At 51.0% G+C, this 21499-nt stretch carries 17 protein-coding genes and 1 pseudogene; 8 read left to right on the top strand and 10 right to left on the bottom strand.

Annotated elements, in window-relative coordinates:
• Position 1: 1 nt before the first annotated feature.
• Positions 2 to 1003 carry a glycosyltransferase family 2 protein gene (locus J3P79_RS18380; protein WP_434604851.1) on the top strand — a complete coding sequence of 334 codons (1002 nt, stop codon included), beginning with the start codon at positions 2 to 4 and terminating at the stop codon, positions 1001 to 1003.
• Between the two features lie 120 nt (positions 1004 to 1123).
• On the opposite strand, the gene J3P79_RS18375 is transcribed toward J3P79_RS18380, so the two are convergent.
• The 8 genes and pseudogenes from J3P79_RS18375 to cysC all read right to left on the bottom strand — a co-directional run bounded on the left by J3P79_RS18375 (position 1124) and on the right by cysC (position 11840).
• The gene (locus J3P79_RS18375; protein ID WP_434604849.1) at positions 1124 to 2542 is read right to left on the bottom strand and encodes a mannose-1-phosphate guanylyltransferase/mannose-6-phosphate isomerase; all 1419 of its coding nucleotides are present in this window, start codon (positions 2540 to 2542) and stop codon (positions 1124 to 1126) included.
• A 79-nt stretch (positions 2543 to 2621) separates the two neighbouring features.
• A complete protein-coding gene (locus tag J3P79_RS18370; protein ID WP_434604847.1) occupies positions 2622 to 3593 on the bottom strand; it encodes a GDP-mannose 4,6-dehydratase in 972 nt (323 codons plus the stop codon).
• Between the two features lie 86 nt (positions 3594 to 3679).
• Positions 3680 to 4711, bottom strand: coding sequence for a GDP-mannose 4,6-dehydratase (gene gmd / locus J3P79_RS18365; RefSeq protein ID WP_434604845.1), 1032 nt, complete (start codon positions 4709 to 4711; stop codon positions 3680 to 3682).
• Between the two features lie 172 nt (positions 4712 to 4883).
• Positions 4884 to 5650, bottom strand: a pseudogene (locus J3P79_RS18360) (IS5 family transposase); the annotation flags it as partial.
• A 293-nt stretch (positions 5651 to 5943) separates the two neighbouring features.
• Positions 5944 to 7017 (bottom strand): glycosyltransferase family 2 protein, encoded by a 1074-nt coding sequence (locus J3P79_RS18355; protein WP_434611537.1) that lies wholly within the window; start codon positions 7015 to 7017, stop codon positions 5944 to 5946.
• A 469-nt stretch (positions 7018 to 7486) separates the two neighbouring features.
• Positions 7487 to 9421 carry an acyltransferase family protein gene (locus J3P79_RS18350; RefSeq protein ID WP_434604843.1) on the bottom strand — a complete coding sequence of 645 codons (1935 nt, stop codon included), beginning with the start codon at positions 9419 to 9421 and terminating at the stop codon, positions 7487 to 7489.
• Between the two features lie 425 nt (positions 9422 to 9846).
• The gene (locus J3P79_RS18345) at positions 9847 to 11253 is read right to left on the bottom strand and encodes an FAD/NAD(P)-binding protein (RefSeq protein ID WP_434604841.1); all 1407 of its coding nucleotides are present in this window, start codon (positions 11251 to 11253) and stop codon (positions 9847 to 9849) included.
• Positions 11250 to 11840, bottom strand: coding sequence for an adenylyl-sulfate kinase (gene cysC / locus J3P79_RS18340; protein ID WP_434604839.1), 591 nt, complete (start codon positions 11838 to 11840; stop codon positions 11250 to 11252). Before cysC ends, J3P79_RS18345 begins: the two co-directional genes overlap by 4 nt.
• Positions 11841 to 12173: 333 nt before the next feature.
• Between cysC and J3P79_RS18335 the strand changes: the two genes are divergently transcribed.
• The 4 genes from J3P79_RS18335 to J3P79_RS18320 all read left to right on the top strand — a co-directional run bounded on the left by J3P79_RS18335 (position 12174) and on the right by J3P79_RS18320 (position 16285).
• On the top strand, positions 12174 to 14174 hold the full coding sequence (locus tag J3P79_RS18335; RefSeq protein WP_434611534.1) for a polysaccharide biosynthesis protein: 2001 nt from the start codon (positions 12174 to 12176) through the stop codon (positions 14172 to 14174).
• Between the two features lie 114 nt (positions 14175 to 14288).
• Positions 14289 to 14624 (top strand): ComEA family DNA-binding protein, encoded by a 336-nt coding sequence (locus J3P79_RS18330; RefSeq protein WP_434604837.1) that lies wholly within the window; start codon positions 14289 to 14291, stop codon positions 14622 to 14624.
• Positions 14625 to 14764: 140 nt separating this feature from the next.
• Positions 14765 to 15418 (top strand): GntR family transcriptional regulator, encoded by a 654-nt coding sequence (locus J3P79_RS18325; protein WP_434604835.1) that lies wholly within the window; start codon positions 14765 to 14767, stop codon positions 15416 to 15418.
• A 15-nt stretch (positions 15419 to 15433) separates the two neighbouring features.
• A complete protein-coding gene (locus J3P79_RS18320) occupies positions 15434 to 16285 on the top strand; it encodes an urea carboxylase-associated family protein (protein ID WP_434604833.1) in 852 nt (283 codons plus the stop codon).
• A gap of 185 nt (positions 16286 to 16470) precedes the next feature.
• Here the strand turns inward: J3P79_RS18320 and J3P79_RS18315 are convergent, their stop codons facing one another.
• Both J3P79_RS18315 and eat read right to left on the bottom strand, forming a co-directional pair.
• On the bottom strand, positions 16471 to 16638 hold the full coding sequence (locus J3P79_RS18315; RefSeq protein WP_014337248.1) for a DUF2897 family protein: 168 nt from the start codon (positions 16636 to 16638) through the stop codon (positions 16471 to 16473).
• 119 nt (positions 16639 to 16757) lie between these two features.
• The gene (gene eat, locus J3P79_RS18310; protein ID WP_434604831.1) at positions 16758 to 18122 is read right to left on the bottom strand and encodes an ethanolamine permease; all 1365 of its coding nucleotides are present in this window, start codon (positions 18120 to 18122) and stop codon (positions 16758 to 16760) included.
• Positions 18123 to 18516: 394 nt separating this feature from the next.
• On the opposite strand from eat, the gene J3P79_RS18305 reads away from it, so the two are divergent.
• From J3P79_RS18305 to kdpA, 3 genes are all read left to right on the top strand, one after another.
• Positions 18517 to 19464 carry an IS110 family transposase gene (locus tag J3P79_RS18305; protein ID WP_434604829.1) on the top strand — a complete coding sequence of 316 codons (948 nt, stop codon included), beginning with the start codon at positions 18517 to 18519 and terminating at the stop codon, positions 19462 to 19464.
• Positions 19465 to 19704: 240 nt separating this feature from the next.
• Complete coding sequence (gene kdpF / locus J3P79_RS18300) at positions 19705 to 19794, top strand: K(+)-transporting ATPase subunit F (protein WP_325918153.1); 90 nt, start codon at positions 19705 to 19707, stop codon at positions 19792 to 19794.
• An 8-nt stretch (positions 19795 to 19802) separates the two neighbouring features.
• Positions 19803 to 21497, top strand: coding sequence for a potassium-transporting ATPase subunit KdpA (gene kdpA / locus J3P79_RS18295; protein WP_434604826.1), 1695 nt, complete (start codon positions 19803 to 19805; stop codon positions 21495 to 21497).
• The last annotated feature ends 2 nt before the right edge of the window (positions 21498 to 21499 follow it).

The following is a 21499-nucleotide window of genomic DNA, read 5'->3' as shown; positions in this document are numbered from 1 at the left end:
TATGAATAAAGAATGTTTAAGCGGTGAAAAAATTGCCGTAGTAATTCCGTGCTATAAAGTGCTCACTCATATTGAAAATGTCATAGCCGGTTTTGGAACTGAGGTCTGGCGAATATATGTAGTTGATGATAAATGCCCGGAAGGTTCTGGGGACTACGTAAAAAAAGCCTGCGTCGATCCCAGGGTTGTCGTTTTATATAATGAAGTGAATTTAGGAGTAGGCGGCGCTGTAATGGCGGGTTACAAACGAGCCATTGCTGATGGTGCTTCAATAATTGTCAAGGTGGACGGTGATGGACAAATGGATCCATCACTTGTTTCTGTGTTTGCCGCTCCAATTTTACGCGGCGAAGCTGATTATACAAAAGGTAATCGATTTTTTGACTTGGAAGAACTTCGGGCAATGCCGGGTCTCAGAATTTTTGGGAACGCAGTACTATCATTTATGACGAAATTTTCTTCAGGATACTGGGATCTATTTGATCCCACAAACGGGTACACTGCAATTCATGCTGATGTCGCGAGACATCTGCCTTTCAATAAAATTAGCAACCGTTATTTCTTTGAGACAGATATCCTTTTTCGTTTAAATATTCTTCGCGCGGTAGTACATGATGTTCCGATGGATGCGACTTATGGTGACGAGGTTAGCAATCTTAAAATATCAAAGATTGTAGGAGAGTTTCTGAGAAAGCATTGTCGAAACTTCTTCAAGCGTATCTTCTATAATTATTATTTGCGCGATTTGTCCATTGCTTCGCTTGAATTGCCAATAGGTGTAGCGTTGATGGCATTTGGCACCCTCTTCGGTTTAGGGGAGTGGTTGTCTTCGTCCAGCAAGGGAGCCATAACACCTGCTGGGACCGTTATGCTTTCCGCCCTTCCGATTCTGATGGGGTTGCAATTGATACTAGCGTTTATTGCTTACGACATTGCGGCAGTTCCAAAACAGCCATGGCATAGAAGGCTGGTGGACAAATGTAAAACTATCACTAACGCCTAAGGTGTTTTTTGATTCTAGCAACATATGGATGTTTTTGGGGGGCGTGTCACAGAGTGCTCTGTGGCACGCCTATCAATAAATCCTGAACTTTATTTATCCAAGCCATTGCGCAATTACGTGCTATTTTCGTCCGTAGATATCATCAAATCTGATGATGTCATCTTCCCCAAGATAGCTTCCCGACTGAACCTCAATAAGTTCAAGCGGAAGCTTTCCAGGGTTATGAAGACGGTGGACGCAACCCAGCGGTAAATAGGTGCTTTGATTCTCAGAGAGCAAAATGACATTATCATCGCAGGTAACTTCTGCGGTGCCCGAGACGACTATCCAATGTTCAGCTCGATGAAAGTGTTTTTGCGAGCTCAAAGACGCACCAGGCTTAACGATTATTCGTTTAACTTGAAATCGATCGCCGGAGTCAATGGAGTTATAACATCCCCAAGGGCGATATACAATTCTATGCGAGAGATGTTCGGTTCGTTTGGACGCTTTCAGTTGGTCGACGATAGATTTGACATGCTGGACTTTGTCTTTCGCTGCAATCAGCGTCGCATCTGGCGTAGAGATAACTATTAGATCATTCAGTCCTATTGTTGCGATGACATGACGCTCATGACTCATGATCATACTTGATGTTGTATCAATCGCAATAACATCGCCCTTGAGATGGTTTTTATTATCATCCTTTGGTGATACTTCCCAGAGGGAAGACCATGAGCCAATATCATTCCAACCGCAATCTACGGGTACGACTGCTGCCTTTTTAGTCTGCTCCATTATGGCATAGTCGATGGAAACGTCAGGTGAACTCTTAAATGCAGCTTCGTCAAGGCGAATGAAGTCCATGTCCTTGTCGGCATTCAAAACGGCTGTACCGACATACTTTAATATGTCTGGAGCGTAGAGCGACAGTTCACTTATAAATTCAGACGCTTTGAACATGAATATTCCGGAGTTCCATACGTAGTTTCCGGACTCCAAATATTCAATAGCGGTCGGCAGACTAGGCTTCTCTACGAATTTTTCAACCTTGAAAGCCGATTCATCTATCTTCTCACCGCGACGGATGTAGCCAAAACCTGTTTCAGGCGCCCGCGGGCGTATGCCGAAAGTAACTAGATAGCCTGCTTCAACCAGTGGGCATGCTGCTGTAACAGCATTTATGAAGCTGTCATTGTCATAAATAATATGGTCTGCAGGGAATACGATAATATTTGCATTGCTATCAATTTCTTGGGCCAGTAATGCAGCAGCAGCGATGGCTGGTGCGGTGTTTCTAGCCATCGGCTCAAGGACTATGGCAGCAGGCTTATCTTCCAGTTGAGCGCGTGCTTGCTCAGCAGCAACAAAACGATGATCTTCGCTGCAAACAATAATAGGCACATGCGCGTCCGGGAGGCGCGAGGCTCTGTCCAGTGTTTGTTGGAACAGTGTTAACTCTTCATCGACCAAGGCAAGAAATTGCTTTGGTAAATTTTTGCGCGAAAGTGGCCAAAGACGTGTTCCACTACCACCACTTAAAATTACTGGAATTAACATCTTATTTATTCCTGAGATGTATATTTGACTTTTTATTTGTTCTGTCTAGTCAGGCTCTCCGGAAAACCAGCAGGGCCTTCTAGCTTTTAAAGTCATGGAGGTTCGTATTTGTTGAGTGCCTCCAATAGTTTAATAGTAACATTAAGGTATCTTCTATGGATCGCGCGATATGCCATCCTATGTCGTCAACAATTCTTGTATTGTTGCCAACGGCGAAAGGTATGTCAGAAGGTCGGAGTCTAAGGGGGTCTAATTCTACTGCAATGCTTTCGCTGCTTTGATTCAACATAATTTCGAGAAGATTACTTATTTTATAAGCCTTTCCTGAGCATATGTTATATGTGGTATGTCGAAGGGAGGAATTTTCTTCTAAGAGTTTAATATAAGCAAGACATACATCATGCACATCCAGAAAGTCTCTGCTTGCTTCGAGATTTCCGACTTTAATTACTGGTTCCTGCTTGTTAGCCTCGATCATGGCAATTTGTTTAGCAAAAGAGGCGGTAACGAAACTCGGAGATTGACCTGGTCCGATATGGTTAAAAGGACGCGCGATAACGCCTTGCACCGATTGGCTATCCAGATATTGATTTATCGCAACTTCTGCGGCCAGTTTGCTGGCAGCATAGGGGTTGAGAGGATGGCATTTACTTTCCTCATCCAAAGGAAGTCCACTTTTGAATGCCGAGCCATATACTTCTGAGGAGCTGGCGAATAGTGAGAAGCAGTCGGGGACGTGGTGTTTTGTCGCTTCTAAAATATTAACAGTCCCTAATACATTAGTTTCCCAGGTCAGTAAGGGATCGCTAAAGCTGCTGGCAACGTCGGAGATTGCGGCGAGATGCACCAAGTGTGTTGGCTTGACCTTTTTGATTAAATTTTCAACAGCCTCTTTATTCCGAATATCGAGATGAACGCTGTTAAAACTCAGGGGCTTATTTTTTACGGGAGACGCCGTAACACACGTCACTTGGTAACCGGCGGTTAATAGGTATTCAAGTAACACTTTACCAACGAAACCGTTGGATCCTGTTAATAACAAACGCTTCATTGATGTCACCTCTGAGGTATAGCCGACTGACTCACCCGCCATGTCTGCTGGCTGATGAGTCAGGAGAGGGGCATTGTTTTAGAAAATCAGAATGAAAATCCGAGTTCATTCCTTTTTATATCTGCTTCAACCATCATCCGGCACAAGGTTTCTAATGAAGTTGTTGCTTCCCAGCCAAGTATTTTTTTTGCTTTTGTTGCATCTCCGAGTAGAAGATCTACTTCTGTAGGGCGGTAGAATTTTGGATTGACCGAAACAATGATTTTTCCGGTTGCATTGTCAATGCCTACTTCTTTTTCGCCTGTACCTTGCCAGGCAAGATCGATATCGACCGCCTTGCAAGCTAATGATACAAAATCTCTGACTGTCTCAGCACGATTGGTCGCAAGTACAAATGTATCGGCTTCCTTCGCCTGGAGCATTCTCCACATACCTTCGACGTATTCTTTGGCGTATCCCCAATCTCGTTTGGCATCCATGTTGCCAAGTTCAAAAGACTGTTGTTTACCCAGCTTTATTTTAGCAATGGAGTCTGTAATTTTCCGGGTTACAAATTCTCTACCGCGAAGTGGAGATTCATGATTAAACAATATTCCGCTGGTCGCGAAAATATCATATGACTCTCTGTAGTTTATGGTCATCCAATGTGCATACAGTTTTGCAATCCCATAGGGACTTCGGGGGTAGAACGGTGTGTCTTCTTTTTGTGGTATTGCTTGAACTTTACCAAACATCTCTGACGTAGAAGCTTGATAATACCGGATCTTTGGATTTACGATTCGGATAGCTTCTAGCAGATTTACAGCCCCTAAACCTGTGATTTCTGCTGTAGTTAAAGGTTGATCAAAGGATACTCCGACAAAACTTTGTGCAGCTAAATTATAAACTTCTGTCGCTTCTGTTTTTTCTAGCAGGCGAATACTCGAAGAAAGATCTGTTAAGTCGTACTCAACTAAATGAAAGTTCGCGTGATGTTCAATGCCCAATTCCTCAATTCGCCAGAAATTAACAGAGCTGGTCCTGCGATAGGTGCCATATACAATATAGCCCTTTTCCAGCAGAAGTTGCGCCAAGTAGGCGCCGTCTTGACCAGTGATTCCTGTGATGATGGCTTTCATGCATTGTCTCCAAGAGGATACTTTACAAAATTTCTCTATAAAAATTGTCGCGATAGCTACAAAATCTATCATATTTGACTTGGTATTTTACGGTATGCGAGTGTCTATTGCACTAATGGGTTGTTTTTTTTGTCCGGATTGGCTATTTTCAGGGTGTGAAGTGCGGTTGGTCCTAGGCACTATACGAAAAGCAATGTCGCAAACACCGCATAGTACAAGCTAGCGCGACCATCGCTGCGTAACTTTTCGCGAGCATGTCGAGGTGCGTGACGATGCGGCGGTTCTCTTTCAACCAGCCGAACATGCGTTCGAGGATGTTTCGCTCAGGTATATCTGCCGATCAAACAACGAGGTAATCCCGGCTTGGGTTTGCGTTTCATGGATCGCAGAGGGATTACCGGCTGCATCCGGTAACGGTCACAGTAGCGCCTCAGGGCTTCAGTATCGTAGCCCTTGTCAGCCAAAAGCCAGCGACAGCGTTTGCGAGGACGACCGCATAAACTGAGGATATAGGCCTCGTCAAGCAGTGGCTGGGCATACGGAATTTCGCCGGCCTGTCCGCCCGAAAGCAGAAAACGCAGATGTATACCATTGGTGTTGTAAAGTTTTGGATCTTGGTCGTCAGGCCTCCGCGACTACGGCCTAGCGCGTGATCTGAGGGTTCATCAGGCCCTCTTTTCCCCGGCGCCTGATGAGGCTCCGGTTACGCGTACAGCAGTGGAGTCGATCATCCATGTTTCCAAGTCAATCAATCCCTGTTCGTTCAGCTCAATATGTAGCCGCCTGGCATCAGGTTGCACGCTCCTTGGTTACGCCAATCGCGAAACCTATGGTAGAGCATTGACCCAGACCCGAAGCCCCGGGCATACCGCGTCATGCGGCGCCTGAGGAAAGTACCCAGAGCACACCATTGAGCATCAAACGATCATCGGTTCTGGGGCACCACTGCCCGGGCTGTCCAAAGAGGCTGCCATGAAGCTGCCGCTAGCATGAGGAACTGGGTTTACGAATATGGTTCGGTTGGCACGCCTCCTATATCTTTTTTTGTGAGTGTCGTACTGCATTGATGCTCCGGTCCGCAGCTCACCGCGACTCACAGTTTGAAGTGAGGCGAGAAAATCTACAGGAGGTTACTTGGAAGGCTATCGTAGTACCTGATTAGCGCTATCTTTCGTGCGGGTTTGCTTGTCGGGTCGCTAGAGGCTTTCCGGAATTGGGTGCGTGCCTAATCCTTAGATTTTTTTTAAGATAGTGGCTATGAGAAGACTGATATTTCCGGCAACAGTCTGGCGATACACCCCGCTGCTTTTAATGAGAAAAACTCTCTTCAATAAATTGCTATGTCGTGCTTCTTCAAACTGTTCTAGTGTTAGTCTGTTTTTTTCGGTTAGCTGGTTTTTTAACGAGTTTATGATCAGCAAATTGTAATCGTTCCACTCAATAAAACTGCCCTTTAAAGCGTTTTGCAAACGTGTTAGTCGATCGCCAAAGCCCATGTTTCCGCCAATCAAATTTGCTTCGTGTTGCCGATAAAGTAGAGTCGGTTCTGGGTCATATATAACGGTTCCACCGCAACCACTAACAATTAAGTAGACTATCCAGTCGTGCGAGATTATCTTGTGCTTATCATCGATTTTCTTTAATAGTTCTCGGCTTCTGTTGTTTATCATCATGGTGTTACCTCCGGCCAAGCTTTGTACCAATGAATTTTCGAAGCTGGGTGGAAATTTAAAGAGTGGTGATTTCGTCGACATTTTTCTAGAGTCGCTAAATATTAGAGTGCGAGAGCAATAAAGTATTGGCGTATTAGGGGGGGATATTTTTATTTGCACAACGCTTCTTTCTAGCTTGTCTTGTAGCCAAATATCGTCTTGATCACTAAAGGCAAAGTAGGCTGCTTCGATTTCCTTGCGCTTAATCAGCGACAAAAAATTTTTGGCAAAACCCTCCTTGGGGCCTTCGAAGATATGCAATCTGTGCTTTCCTATTTCTGCTCTGTAGCGTTCGAGGATCTGTAATGTGTTGTCATTGGATCCGTCATCTGAAACATATATAGTCCAGTTCTTATAGGTTTGGTTGGCTATAGAATCCAGTTGTTCGGAAAGATATTTCTCTCCGTTATAGGTGCAAAGAAGAATGGCAACAGCTTCCCCAATGCACTGCTGGTTTGGCGAGACGGCAAAGGATTGGAGGGGGGGCTGCTTTCTGAGCGGTAGATGCTTTTTCAAGTGCTTATCTCTATCGTTTACTAGCATGTGATCTGCCAATCCCACCTTAAAGAAGTGGGTATTATGTTGCTTCGCCATCACTGGCGTGCGGTTCCATGATAGCAAGACTTCGAAGTCTTTTACTGTGACAGTTCGGACGGTGACCTTCGCTTGGGTTTCTCCGCCAGTTTAATTATCAGGGCTGACAGGCCCTGCTGCTGCCCCCCCCCCCCCGGCTAGCGCTGATTATTGTGACTGTTTTTTACATCGCGTTGGATTTCGCATAGTTGTGAGTGGGTTCAGCGTAACATCGGACCGTCCAACTCGTTTTTTGCGTTCGCTCTCCCAATATCCTAAAACTTAGGTAGTGCTCGCGTCCAGCAATTTATTCACTCGATTCGCGGTAACGTTTTCGTTGCGGTATAACCCCCGCATACTCCAAGTAATCTAGTGCAGCGAGCACATGCAACCATTAGTTAACCGTTGATTTAATTAATTTGGGGGCGGCTGGTTGAAGTCTGAGTTGTGCACTCAGACTCAGCCGAAGGGTGTTATAAAGTTTATCTCGCTATTTCTGAAGTTTTCCAGAGCTCACTAGCCTATAAGCTAGGTATTTCGAACCGGCAATATTTAAATGGTTTGTATCACGGTAAAGCAGTTTTTCGTCCGCTGTCATTGCGCAGGATTTTGTGTCGCATAATAATTCGTGCACTCCGATAAATTTCACATCGGGATTTTGTTTTAGTGCAGATAGGAGTATGGTCGAATAGTATGTTTTTTGTTTTTGGTAGTCGGATAAGCTCATTTCACATTTGCTGGAGCTACTGAAGCGACGTCCGTATTTGCACTTTTCTGGGGTAAATGAAAAGACAGGGATGTCGTCCATTACATATATATTCTTGTTTGCGTTGGAGAGTATTTTCAAAGTTCGACTTATCTGCTTTTCAGGCTCAATGAGCCCTGGAGCTATTTTGTCTATCCACATCGCACTTATTATAATGGTTTCTATGTTGTTGTCTTTTGATATAAGGTCAAGAGGCTGCTTGAAGGCTGGGCTATCTAACGATGGAAGCTGTGGCTGAATAAATGAGCCAACGTTTACGTCACTAAACTGTTCGGCAATGCCTGGGAGCCAGTGCTCAGCGTGACTATCGCCAACCAGAAGAATTTTGATAGGCATATCTGGCTTGGACTGGAAGCATCTGTATCCATAGCTGGCATCTAATGAGGAGAGTTCTCGAAGTTTAATATCTGAACATCTGCTAAAATTTGAGCTTATATAGGACAGGTAGGGGTCGCGACCAAGGTCGTTGGGGTATCTTGCTATAGGGTTAGCACCTTCCCTGTCAGTTAATCCGTCTTGTGCAAAAATAAACATAGCCATTGTTGCAGTTGCCAGCATGGCGCAGGATAAAAATTTAACAGATTTTGCTCTGGATATCGAGCCTGTTCTTATTGGTGTTTCAATAAATTTATAAGTTAGCCATGAAAGTACTATTGTAATGAGTATTGCTGCAATCCTGGTATTTATAGAAGGAGTTTCACTTTCTATGATTCGAGGAAAGGATAGAAGCGGCCAATGCCACAGGTACAGTGGAAAACTGATAAGCCCTGTACCAACCATCAGTCGATTCGAAAGTACGATACGGTTAATCAGGCTTTTAGGGCCTGCTGCAATAAGCAACACTGCACCGGTAACCGGGACTAAGGCAAGTGTGCCAGGGAACACGCTGGTACTGTTGATCATAACAACACCGGCGACGATCAGCGCTGCGCCGAGGCAGGACAGGATATTGACGATATGAACAGAAGGCTTCCAGTGACTTGGTACACATGCCACTAGCGCGCCGGTAAGCAGTTCCCAGGCACGCGTCTGTGGTGAATAGAAGTCGGCTGTAGGGTTGTTCGCTGCTTGGAACAGATTCAATCCGAACGATATCGCGATAGTCACAGTGATTGCTAATGGGATGTGAGTGCGAAAGCGATAGAACAGAAAAAGAACTAGGGGCCACATCATATAGAACTGCTCTTCAATGCCTAAGCTCCACAAGTGAAGTAGGGGCTTAGCCTCGGAAGCTACATCGAAATAACTGGTCTCACTCCAAAATACTAAGTTGGATACAAAGCCGGCGCCTGCCAGTGCATGCTTCCCCAAGGACTTGTATTCGACCGCAAACAATGCAAGCCAACCAAAGGCTAGACAGGCAATAAGCACGGTGGTAAGCGCAGGGAATATTCGTACTACACGTCTTGTGTAGAACCTTGCTATTGAAAATGACTCGCTATTCAGTTCTCTTAGTAAAATCGACGAGATTAGAAAGCCAGAGATAACGAAAAATATATCGACGCCAATGAATCCTCCTTTGAGGAAAGAGGGGAAGGCGTGGAATAAAATCACGGCGATAACAGCTACTGCGCGAAGCCCGTCTATGTCTCGGCGATACGTAATATGTGTATGGTTTGCAGTCGCTTTTAATTGCTGCTCAAGTTTTAGTGACGTCATTGACTCGAAAATCTCCAGTGAGCTTCGCTGCGAAGCAGGCGTAGCCTAACCGCAGACGATCCTCTGCAAAAGTCTAATCCTCATTCCCCGCGAAATCGAGGAGAGATGACGCCTATCACCAAGCAGCAGAAGCTCTGTTGGTGAGATGAGTGGTGGCGTTGATCTGCTATTAGTCGGAAGGTGGGGATTATATATCGCATAGGCTTATGTTCTGCTAGGGAAAGGCATTCCCATCGGCGGCAGTTCATCAAAACCGTGACTTCCAATACCGAGATTCCATCAGTGTGATGCGTTTTAGGTGCCTCTATAACCAAGATCTAGAAGCATTCACCCTTACCTCTGGAGCGCTTCGCGTCAGGCACCTGAGGCAGGAACTGTGCTGTGGTTGCAGGTAGGGATCGGTACTGGGGCATGTAACTGGCATCCTATCGGGACCTACATTTTCCATTTTTTGACATGTTATTTGAAATTAAAGCAGAGACTCTGGCAGCAGCCATTGACGCATAAACTCGCAACTCAGGAACAGCAGTGGCTTCCCAGAACTTTGCCTTCAGCATTGGTCCAACGTAGGTCAGCCAGGTAGAAGCCTTTCCCGTGCTATCGATAACCGCTAAGTCATTGGTTACGTTTATTCCCAGTTCGTGTTTGTCGATACTTATTAGGTCTTCACTTATAAGTGACTTTATCAAATGTTCATCTATGAGTTTCGGATTTGAGTTTGGGCCGGTGCAATTGATTACGTATTTTACGTTGAGGCTGATTTCTTGATGGTTTCCGCGCAAGCTAATTGTAAGATTTAAATCATTAGCTCTTTCGTCAACTAATTTTATTCTTCCCGCGATTGGAGAGATTTTGTTTTCTTTAAGTGCTTCTTCAAACATTGCATATGTGCTTGGTGCAACCCGATGACGGTGCACGTCCCAGTACGGTTGTACATGACGGAGAAATCTATCGCGCTCCTTTTCTGGCAGGCGCATCCACAGTTGCGATGTGATGGGGCGAAGTGCAGCGACTACGTCGCGCCAATTAGAATCGTTACAGGTGTTGATATATTTCCTGATTTGGCGAAAATAATTTAGGGTCGTAGGTGCCTGTAGAACTAATTCTTCGCGAAATGAGTTGTGGGATACCATGGCGTCTCTACTGCTTCTATGGGGTAAAGGTAACAGACCGCGGCGAGAAAGCATGAAAATTTTGCCGGTGTGATTGTTCTTTTTTAAACTGGAGATCACATCCAGTGCAGTTAACCCACCACCTACCAAAAGAATCGGAGCGTCACTATCATGAAGTTGTGATATGCTTTTGGACCATGGGTCGGGAATATAGCGATGCTTATTTTGAATCTTCCGCAATGCGAATGGAGTTAGAGGAGGAAAATGTCCTAGCGCTAGAATTACATGGTCCGCAAATATTTCTTCCTTGTTGTCTAGTTCAATTGTTGCTCCGTTTGCACGACCTGAAATATGTTTTACATTTGCGCAAACCTGTTTGAAACGGACTCTACCTTTTGCGCTGAACTCTGCATCTTTAAGCAGAGACTCCAAATACTCGCCATATAGCCTTCTAGGTGTAAAGCTGCTCGCTGTAACACTTTTGTCATATAATTGACAGTATTTCAAATAAGAATCAGGCTCATTGACGATGGCGGTCATGTTTCCCGCCGGTACGTTAAGGAGGTGTATAGGGCTATTTGTCCCATAAGCCAATCCCTTGGCCATTTGACCTGAGCGATTGACAATAATTAATTTGGAGCCATCTGGCGCAGTGCGCAGAAACTCAATGGCGGCAACTGTTCCGCTGAATCCGGCACCAATAATAACTAATGTATTCATTTGCGTGGTGCTTTTAAGTATTGGAGTATTTGGTCTACGCAGGTCTCAACACCGTTTTCTAGTGTGTTTACTCGGATGTCGGGATTCACTGGAGGCTCGTATGCAGAGTCTATTCCGGTAAAATTCTTTATCAGCCCTTGCTCAGCTTTTTTGTAAAGACCTTTGGGGTCTCTCCGCATGCACTCAGACAGTGGAGCGTCGACAAAAACCTCAATGAACGTGCTATTTCCAATGACGTCTCGCGCTAATGCTCGATCGCGCATGAACGGTGAGATAAAGGCCGTGATAACAATGAGCCCAGCGTCAAGAAATAGTTTGGCAACCTCAGATATTCGCCGAATATTTTCGACCCGGTCGGCGTCACTGAAGCTCAGGTCTTTACACAAACCCAATCGAATATTATCTCCATCAAGAAGATAGGTGTGGTTGCCCGCGTTGCACAGGGCCAGCTCCAGCGCATTGGCAATTGAAGACTTCCCAGCTCCGCTTAGACCGGTCAGCCAGATAACGACAGGCTGTTGGTTTTTTAACTCGCTTCGACGTTCGGCGTTCACTGACTGTAGATGAGCTACAAGATTATTTGACATACTATCTCGTTGGAATCGATAAGGACGAAAATTGGGGCGCATGAGTTAGTCGGCATGGAAGCAGAGTCATATTAGACGTTTTATACTGAGTTCGGAGATTGGTGATACCATCCGACATCCGTTCCTATAGCAGTATTCCTAGGGGCCTTCCCATGAGTAGCTTACAAGATAATTGTAGCGAGGCTTGCGGCAAATTGCTCGTGCGGACCTTAGGGCAGATGCTAGCGCTGGGAGTCAGTGGGATGCGGATCATTTACCATAGTCGTCTCTTTTCCCCTGTGGCGGCTACAATAGCGGCTGCCGTTTTTAAGGAGTGGGCTCCGCGCTCAAATGATGTTAATGGATAGGTTACGGACTCTATTGCTAGGACTGCCTCGCAGGCAGAAAAGGCTCATCCAGGTTGCAACAGACGTGATGCTTGTCTGGGTAGCGCTTCGACTCGCCTTTGTCGTTCGTCTCGGTATTGACGACCTGCAAGATCCGTTTAGGGTCCATTTCTGGCTTTTCGCCTGCGCGCCGATTATAGCCATCCCCCTCTTCATCCGCTTCGGCATGTACCGCGCCGTCATGCGCTATTTCGGCAACGACGCCCTCGTCGCCATCATCAAAGCCGTCAGCCTGTCCTCCCTGATCCTGGCCGTCGTCGTCTACTGGTACAGCAACCACCAGACCGTAGTCCCTCGATCCATTGTCTTCAACTATTGGTGGCTGAGCATGGTCATCATCGGTGGGTTGCGTCTGTTCATGCGCCAATATTTTATGGGGGACTGGTTTACCGGTGGGCAACACATTCCGTTCACCAACCGCGACGACGGTTTGACCAAGGTTGCTATCTACGGTGCGGGGGTTGCAGGTAATCAGCTTGTCGCCGCATTGCGCATGGGGAAAGTGATGCGGCCCGTGGCGTTTATCGATGACGATTCGAGTATCGCTGATCGATCGATTTCCGGGCTTCAAGTCTACAAGCCCAAGCATATTCAGCAAATGATCGATGTTACAGGCGCCCAGGAAATCCTTCTGGCCTTACCGTCGTCAACCCGTGCCCGTCGTAGGGAAATCCTCACGATGCTCGAGCGTTTCCCCTTGCACATCCGAAGCGTTCCCAATTTCACAGACCTCGCCAGCGGCCGGGTAAAAGTGGACGATATCCAGGAAGTGGATATCGCCGACTTACTGGGTCGTGACGCCGTGCCTGCCCAGGCTGACTTGCTTGAACGCTGTATCAAGGGCAAGGCGGTATTGGTAACCGGGGCGGGCGGGTCGATTGGCTCTGAGTTGTGCCGGCAGATCTTCTCGCTGGGGCCAACCACGCTTCTGCTGTTCGACCACAGCGAGTTCAACCTCTACAGCATCCTGTCCGAGTTGGAGCAGCGTGTTGATCGAGAGTCTGCTTCGGTGAAATTGTTGCCGATTCTGGGTTCTATCCGCCATCCGGATAAATTGCTGGATGTAATGAAAACCTGGAAGGTGGAAACCGTCTACCACGCGGCAGCGTATAAACACGTGCCAATGGTGGAACACAACATCGCAGAGGGTGTGTTGAACAATGTCATCGGCACGCTGAACACCGCTCAGGCAGCCTTGCAGTCCGGGGTTTCCAACTTTGTGCTGATTTCTACAGACAAGGCGGTGCGCCCAACAAACGTCATGGGCAGTACCAAGCGTTTAGCCGAATTGACGCTTCAGGCTTTGAGTCGTGAGATCGCGCCTGTGTTGTTTGGCGATAAGGCCAACGTATCGCGGGTCAATAAAACCCGTTTCACCATGGTGCGTTTCGGCAATGTATTGGGCTCGTCGGGTTCGGTAATCCCTTTATTCCACAGCCAGATCAAGTCCGGCGGTCCGCTGACCGTCACGCATCCAAAAATCACCCGTTACTTCATGACTATTCCCGAGGCCGCGCAGTTGGTGATCCAGGCTGGGTCCATGGGGCAGGGAGGGGATGTATTTGTCCTGGACATGGGCGACCCGGTGAAGATTGTCGAGCTGGCGGAAAAAATGATTCATCTTTCGGGCCTGAGCATTCGCTCGGAGCGCAATCCACAAGGCGATATCTCCATAGAATTCACAGGTCTGCGGCCGGGTGAGAAGCTATATGAGGAGCTGTTGATCGGCGATAACGTTGCCGCGACCGAGCACCCCATGATCATGACGGCGAACGAGGATCATCTGCCTTGGGATACGCTGAAGTCCAAGCTCGATGAGCTGCTCGATGCCGTTGAGAGCGACGATTACGCACGGGTGCGTCAGCTATTACGCGAAACTGTCCATGGTTATACCCCCGACGGTGAAATCGTCGATTGGGTCTACCAGCAACGTCGCCTTGAACCCTGATTGTTACACAACTCGTAACGTACACACTTTTGACACTCCTTCATCATCGCCTAAGTTTGAGAAGCAGCTTCGGAAAAGCTGCTTCTCTCTCAACGATGTCATGGAGCGTCACTTATGCGTACAGGCTATTTCTACTCTCTGATTTTTGCCTTCCTCACCAGCGCCTCGATTGCTGTTATTGCGGCGCCAACAGCCAAGCCAGGGGCAACGACTGCGCCACAAGCGGTGGAACAGCCGGCCCAAACGCAAAGCGCCAAGGTGGATCTGAACGGGGCAAATGCCGAGACACTGCAGCGCGAACTGTCAGGGATTGGCAAGGGCAAAGCAGAGGCGATTGTTGCGTATCGGGAGAGTAATGGGCCGTTCTCTTCGGTGGATGAGTTGCTGGAGGTCAAGGGGATCGGAAAGGCGATTCTCGACAGGAACCGTGACAAATTGGAAGTGAATTGATGAGTGATTGAAGGGAGGGCCGGTCAAGTTGACTGGCCTTTTTGCTATCTGGCGGAAGCGAGCCGCTGGAAAGCCCTGCATTGGCATGGAAAGTGACTACTAGGATGTCAGCGATTGTTCAACAATCTAGGGCCTCATCAATGACCAACGCTCTTTCCTTGGCAGACCAGATCACGCTTGAGCTACGCGCCGATATCATTGGCGGTCGTTTGATCCCGGGCATGGCGCTCGTCGAGAACAACCTGGTCTCAGCCTACAACGCTTCGCGCAATACCATTCGTGAGGCGTTGCATCGTTTGGGCCAGGAAGGGTTGACCCGTTACGTACGTAACAAGGGAGTGATGGTTCGCCGGTTGGGCGTCGATGACGTCCGGGATTTGTTCAAGGTCCGTCGTACCTTGGAGCTACAGGCGATTCTCAGCAGCAAGCCGCTGAGCGAGTACCAGTCCGACCGCATGCTCGAAGCCCTTGAAGCCGCTGAGCTTGCGCGGGAGCGCGAAGATTGGCGCGCCGTGGGGACGCACGGCTTGGCATTCCATCAGCATGTCGTGGGATTGATGCGCAGTCCATTGCTCGATGAATTCTTCACCAACGTGGTCGCACAGCTTCGGTTGGTGTTTTGTTCCGCTCCCGATGAGGCGCGCTTCCAGGCGCCGTGGCTCGCCCGTGACCGGCAAATTCATGACTGGTTGGCTGAAGGCAACAGGCAGGCGGCTCACGAAGGCATGAGTCGTTATCTCGACGATTCCGAACAGTTGCTGTTGCATCTGCTGACATCCGCCAAACCTCACTGATCAAGGATCCGCGCCATGTACAAAGACTACCCAGCCGCTTATCAAGTCAGCAAAGGTTCTGCGCTCCAGGTGGACAAGCCGTTCTACGACCGAATCCGCGGCGAACATGACAAGCGCGCGCTGATCGAGCAGTTCGAAGTACCCATCCGCACCGGGCGCGCCTGGCAGGTGCCGGCCGGCCATGTGTTCCGCGTGACCACGCCGGTCGGCCCGCAGGTGGGTGATTTCAATGTCTGGAATGCCCACGATCCACGGGAGCGTCTTTGGGCAGCACGCACGCGCCAGCTTCAGGGCGCTCATGTCAGCACCTATGATCGGCTGTGGTCCAATCTGCCGTTTCTGCGACCGTTGGTGACGATTACCGATGACAGTCTCGCGGGCTATGGCATCGACGAGCACGGCGGGCGTTTGCACGATCTGCTGGGCACGCGGTGTGACCCGTATGTGAACAAGATGCTGACCGGCGAGGATTTCCATCATCATTGCCACTCGAACCTGACCCGGGCGGTGTTGCCTCATGGTTTGACCGAGTTCGATGTGCATGACGTGTTGAATATCTTCCAGTGCACCGGGCTGAATCATGACGACATGTATTTCATGAAAGCGTGTCCGGCGCAGAAGGGTGATTATCTGGAGTTCTTCGCTGAGATCGATCTGCTGTGTGCTTTGTCTACCTGTCCTGGCGGTGATCTGTCGCTGGCAATGTGGGGGCCGGATGCGCAGGATCCGCTTAGCGTTTGTCGTCCGCTAGGGGTGGAAATATATTCGTTGGAGGATTCGTTGTTACAAGGCTGGAGTCAGCCGGAGCGGGCGGCTTATAAGGGACTGCATGGGTTGCATATTGCCAAGGCGGATTGGGAGAAATAACACTGCTGGCGCGGTAAGGCACTGCCCACTGTGGCGAGGGGATTCATCCCCGCTGGGCTGCGCAGCAGCCCCATCTCTACAGGAGTGATCCTGACTCTAAACTGCATGTCCAAACGTTTTTGGGGCCGCTACGCGCCCCAGCGGGGATAAATCCCCTCGCCACGGAAGTGCTGTGCAGCAAGCAGTCAGCGATCCTTCGCCTCTTTCGCATCCATCTCCGCATTGCGTTCGGCAACACGCTTACGCTGCTCATCCGTCAGCTCCACCTTATGGGCGGTGTCGCGCAGCATCATCAAACCACCCACGATCGAGCCGATGGCGACGATCAGGATTAACCAGGCATACCAGGGCATAGGGCTCTCCTTGAGGGGGCGGTGGCCAAGCGAGTCTTTCGCCGGCCATTGCCCCTACCACTTATGAGCGAAGACTGTTCGCAGTGGTTCCATACTACGCCCGTTATGCCGGGTTCAGCTTATAGCCCGGTCAACATCGCATCGGCCGGAGCATCTGCACGCAACTGAGCGGTCATGACGAAGTACACGAAACCCACCGCCATGAACCCCAGGAAGATCAGTCCGATCAGTGCATTGAACCAGGCCATCGCCACCAGGCACACCACCGCCAGGGCCAAGGCGATCCCCGGCACGATCGGGTAGCCCGGCGCGCGGAAGGTGCGCTCCAGGTTGGGCTCGGTTTTGCGCAACTTGAACAGGCTGAGCATGCTCATGATGTACATGACGATGGCGCCGAACACGGCCATGGTGATCATCGCGGCGGTGAGGGTCATGCCGCCGAGGTTGATCAGGCCGTCGCTGTAGATGGCGGCGATGCCGATCAGGCCGCCGGCGATGATGGCTCGGTGCGGCGTGTGGAAGCGTGACAGCTTGGCGAGGGAGGCGGGCAGGTAGCCGGCGCGAGCGAGGGCGAAGAACTGGCGCGAGTAGCCGAGGATGATGCCGTGGAAGCTCGCGACCAGGCCGAACAGGCCGATCCAGACAAGCATGTGCAGCCAGCCGGAGCTTTCGCCGACCACGGTTTTCATGGCTTGTGGCAGCGGGTCGTTAATATTGGAGAGGGTGCGCCAATCGCCGACGCCGCCAGCGAAGAACATCACGCCCATGGCCAGGAATACCAATGTCAGGATGCCGCTTATGTAGGCCTTGGGGATCGTGCGTTTCGGGTCCTTGGCTTCTTCGGCGGCCATGGCCGCGCCTTCGATGGCGAGGAAGAACCAGATCGCGAAGGGGATGGCCGCGAACATCCCGGCGATGGCCGGTGCGCCGAAGACGTCCGAGCCGGCCCAGCCGTTCAGGGCGAAACTGCTGAAGCTGAAGGCGGGCGCGACCACGCCCATGAACACCAGCAGCTCGGCGACCGCGAGCACGCAGACGACCAGTTCGAAGGTCGCGGCCAGTTTAACGCCCAGGATATTCAGGCCCATGAACACGATGTAGGCACCGACGGCGGCGTGTTTCGGGTCGAGCGCCGGGAACTGCACGTTCAGGTAGGCGCCGATGGCCAGTGCGATGGCGGGCGGGGCGAAGACGAATTCGATCAAGGTTGCCAACCCTGCAATCAAGCCACCTTTTTCGCCAAAGGCCCGGCGGCTATAGGCGAACGGCCCGCCGGCGTGGGGAATGGCGGTGGTCAGTTCGGTGAAGCTGAAGATGAAGCAGGTGTACATGGCCGCGACCATGAACGATGTCACCAAAAAGCCCAGCGTGCCGGCCACGCCCCAACCGTAGCTCCAGCCGAAGTATTCGCCGGAAATCACCAGCCCGACGGCGATGCCCCAAAGGTGCAGGGTGCCCAGTGTGGGTTTTAGTTGTGTGTTCATCGGTGGCTCCCCCTCGATAAGTAGCAAAAGCGCTGGAGGAGGGGCAGTGCAGTGGGCGTGCCAGTATGGGTTGGGCGGTCGTAATGGGAGGAATCGTGTCGTATCGGGGATGTTCGCTGCCGGATGGGCTGGTTTTGTGCCCCAGTTCGGAGCGTCGGTGCCTGGGCTGGCCTCATCGCGAGCAAGCTCGCTTGTATGGTAGGACTTGAAGGGAGGAGGAGGGACAAGGCTCGATTCTGACTGTTCGCGCAGTACAGACCGTGGGAGATTTCGCCCCTCCTCCTTTCACCCAAGCGCCGATAAAGAATGCTTCGGCCTGGATCGACGATAGAGACAAGCCTGCGCCTCTGGGTGACCCCTTCAAGTGTTCAAACCTTAGCCCGGAGGATTTTCAATGGCAATGCCGGTTTCTGTCACAAAGCCGATCGTGGGCGTGGATGTCGCCAAGAACGAGCTGGTGATCTATCACGCAGAGCTTGATGTGTTGGAAGCGATTCCCAACGACAAGGCGGCCATCAAACGGTGGTTGAAAGTACTGCCGGGCCCCGTCGATGTGGCCATTGAGTCGACCAATACTTATCACTTGGACTTTGCTGATTTGGCCTATGAGGCCGGTTGCACAATCTACATGATGGGCGGTTATGAACTTCATCATTACCGCAAAGGCGTAAAAATCCGCGCCAAAACCGATGCGTTGGACGCCAAGCTGTTGGCTCGTTACCTGAAGAACGAAGGGCACGAGCTTCATCCATGGGCGCCGCCATCTCCGCTGTATCGCCAGCTTCTAAGCCTTTTCCGCCGTCGCGCTGCCTTGGTTCAGGCTCGAGTTGCCCTGGTACAAAGCTGGGCCAATGAGCCGCTGCTCAAGACCGCTTTCGCCGAGCAAATCGCAGCTATGCAAAGGCTTGAGGCATTGATCGAGAAGACGATCAAGGATCATCTGAAAAATGCTGGTTTGCTAGGGCAACTGAACCGTTGCCTGAAGGTCGAGGGCATCGGGTTTCTGACCGGAGCCCGCTTGCTTACGGCGTTTCAGCGGGGCGACTTCAAAAATGCAGACGCCTTTATTGCCTTCTTGGGGATGGATTTGCGAGTGTCCCAATCAGGACAAAAAGACGACCGCCGAAGCTTGAGCAAACGAGGCGATCCGGAAGTTCGTCGGCTTTTGCACAACGCAGCCATGTCGGCCAGCCGTACGCCTGCCTGGAAAGGCTTTTATGAAAGACTAAGAGCTCGAGGCTTCGCTACCACCCAGGCGTTAGTGATACTGGCACGCAAGCTTGCTCGGATCGTATTCGCTCTGCTGAAAGGGCAAAGCGAATACCAACCAAAAGCGGCTTGAGGGCTTCCCCTCAACCATAGAATCTCCCACAGGGGACTTTGAGTGGAACCGAATTCTTCATTCCCAACCCGAGCAACGTGGGAGCGAGCTTGCTCGCGATGAGGCCCACCCGGGCAACCAAGAAGCCAGTTTTTACACATTCTTTATTCTCCCACCCAACCCTCGATCTCGCACCTTTACACCCACCCTACCCACAATTCCCACCACACACGGCACGACGCCGTACCACGGAGAAATCCCATGAGTGTTCTGGACGGGGTGTCGCTGCTGCTGGCAGCGGCGCTGTTCATTTATCTGTTGGTTGCGCTGTTGCGCGCGGACCGGGGTTAGGAGCGGCTATGCACGGTTATGACTACGGGCTGATCCTCGGCTTCTTTGCGTTGGTGCTGATTCCGGCGCCGTTCCTGGGGCGTTTCTATTATCGGGTGATGGAAGGCCAGCGTACTTGGCTGTCGCCTATCCTTGGTCCTGTAGAGCGCGGTTGTTACAAGGTAGCTGGCGTCGATCCGACCACCGAGCAGAGTTGGCAGAAATACACCCTGGCCTTGCTCGCCTTCAACCTGGCCGGTTTCGTCTTGTTGTTCGCGGTTCTGCTGTTACAGGGGCACTTGCCGCTCAACACTGAAAACCTGCCCGGCATGGAATGGACCCAGGCGTTCAATACGGCGGTCAGTTTCATGACCAACACTAACTGGCAGTCCTACAGCGGCGAAGCGTCCCTCAGTTACTTGAGCCAGATGATCGGCCTGACGGTGCAGAACTTCGTCAGCGCCGCCACCGGCCTGGCTGTGCTGGTGGCGCTGTGTCGCGGGATCGGGCGCAAGTCCGCCGCGACCCTGGGCAATTTCTGGGTCGACCTGACCCGTGCCACGCTCTACGGATTGTTGCCGCTGTGCCTGGTGCTGGCGTTGTTCCTGGTGTGGCAGGGCGTGCCGCAGACCTTCGCGCATTACGTTCATGGCGTGACGATGCAGGGTGTGGATCAGGTGATCCCTCTCGGGCCGGCGGCCAGCCAGATTGCGATCAAGCAATTGGGCACCAATGGCGGCGGCTTCTTCGGCGTCAACTCGGCGCATCCGTTCGAGAACCCGACGGCGTGGAGCAATCTGTTCGAGGTTTCGTCGATCATCCTGATCCCGGCGGCGCTGGTGTTCACCTTCGGCCATTACGTCAAGGACCTGCGCCAGAGCAGGGCAATCATCGCCTGCATGCTTGCGCTGTTCCTGATCGGCGGCGCGACATCGTTGTGGGCCGAGTCCCAACCCAATCCAGCCCTCGACAACGCCGCCGTTGAACAAGCCGCGCCGCTGGAAGGCAAGGAGGCGCGCTTCGGCACCACCGCATCGGTGCTCTGGTCGGTGACGACCACGGCGGCGTCCAACGGCTCGGTCAACGCCATGCACGACAGCCTCAATCCGCTGGGCGGCATGGTGGCGCTGATGAACATGATGGTCGGCGAGGTGATCTTCGGCGGCGTCGGCGCCGGGCTCTACGGGATGTTGTTGAACGTGCTGATCGCGGTGTTCCTCGCTGGATTGATGATCGGCCGCACGCCGGAATACCTGGGCAAGAAGCTCGGCGCCCGGGAAGTGCAGTTGCTGGTGGTGACGCTGTTGGTGATGCCCGTGAGCGTCCTGGTGCTGGGTGCCATCGCCGCGAGCCTGCCCGGCCCTGCGGCGGCGGTCAGCAATCCTGGCCCTCACGGGTTCAGCCAGTTGCTCTATGCCTACACCTCGGCGGGGGCCAACAACGGGTCGGCGTTCGCGGGGTTCGGCGCCAACACGCCATTCCATAACGTGATGCTGGGCCTGGGCATGTTGATCGGTCGTTTCGGCTACATCCTTCCCGTCTTGGCGTTGGCCGGCAGCCTCGCGATGAAAAAGCCCGCGCCCGTCGGCCAGAACAGTTTCCCCACCCATGGCCCGCTTTTCGTGACCCTGCTGACCATGACCATTCTGTTGGTCGGTGGCCTGACCTTCCTGCCAACTCTGGCCCTGGGTCCGATTGCCGAACACTTGAGCCTGGGTTTCTGAGG

Origin of the sequence: Pseudomonas sp. R1-7, assembly GCF_051132105.1 — a bacterium.
Classification (GTDB): Bacteria; Pseudomonadota; Gammaproteobacteria; order Pseudomonadales; family Pseudomonadaceae; genus Aquipseudomonas.
Note: the sequence above shows the minus strand (reverse complement) of the source record. Positions and strands in the feature narration are given on the sequence as shown.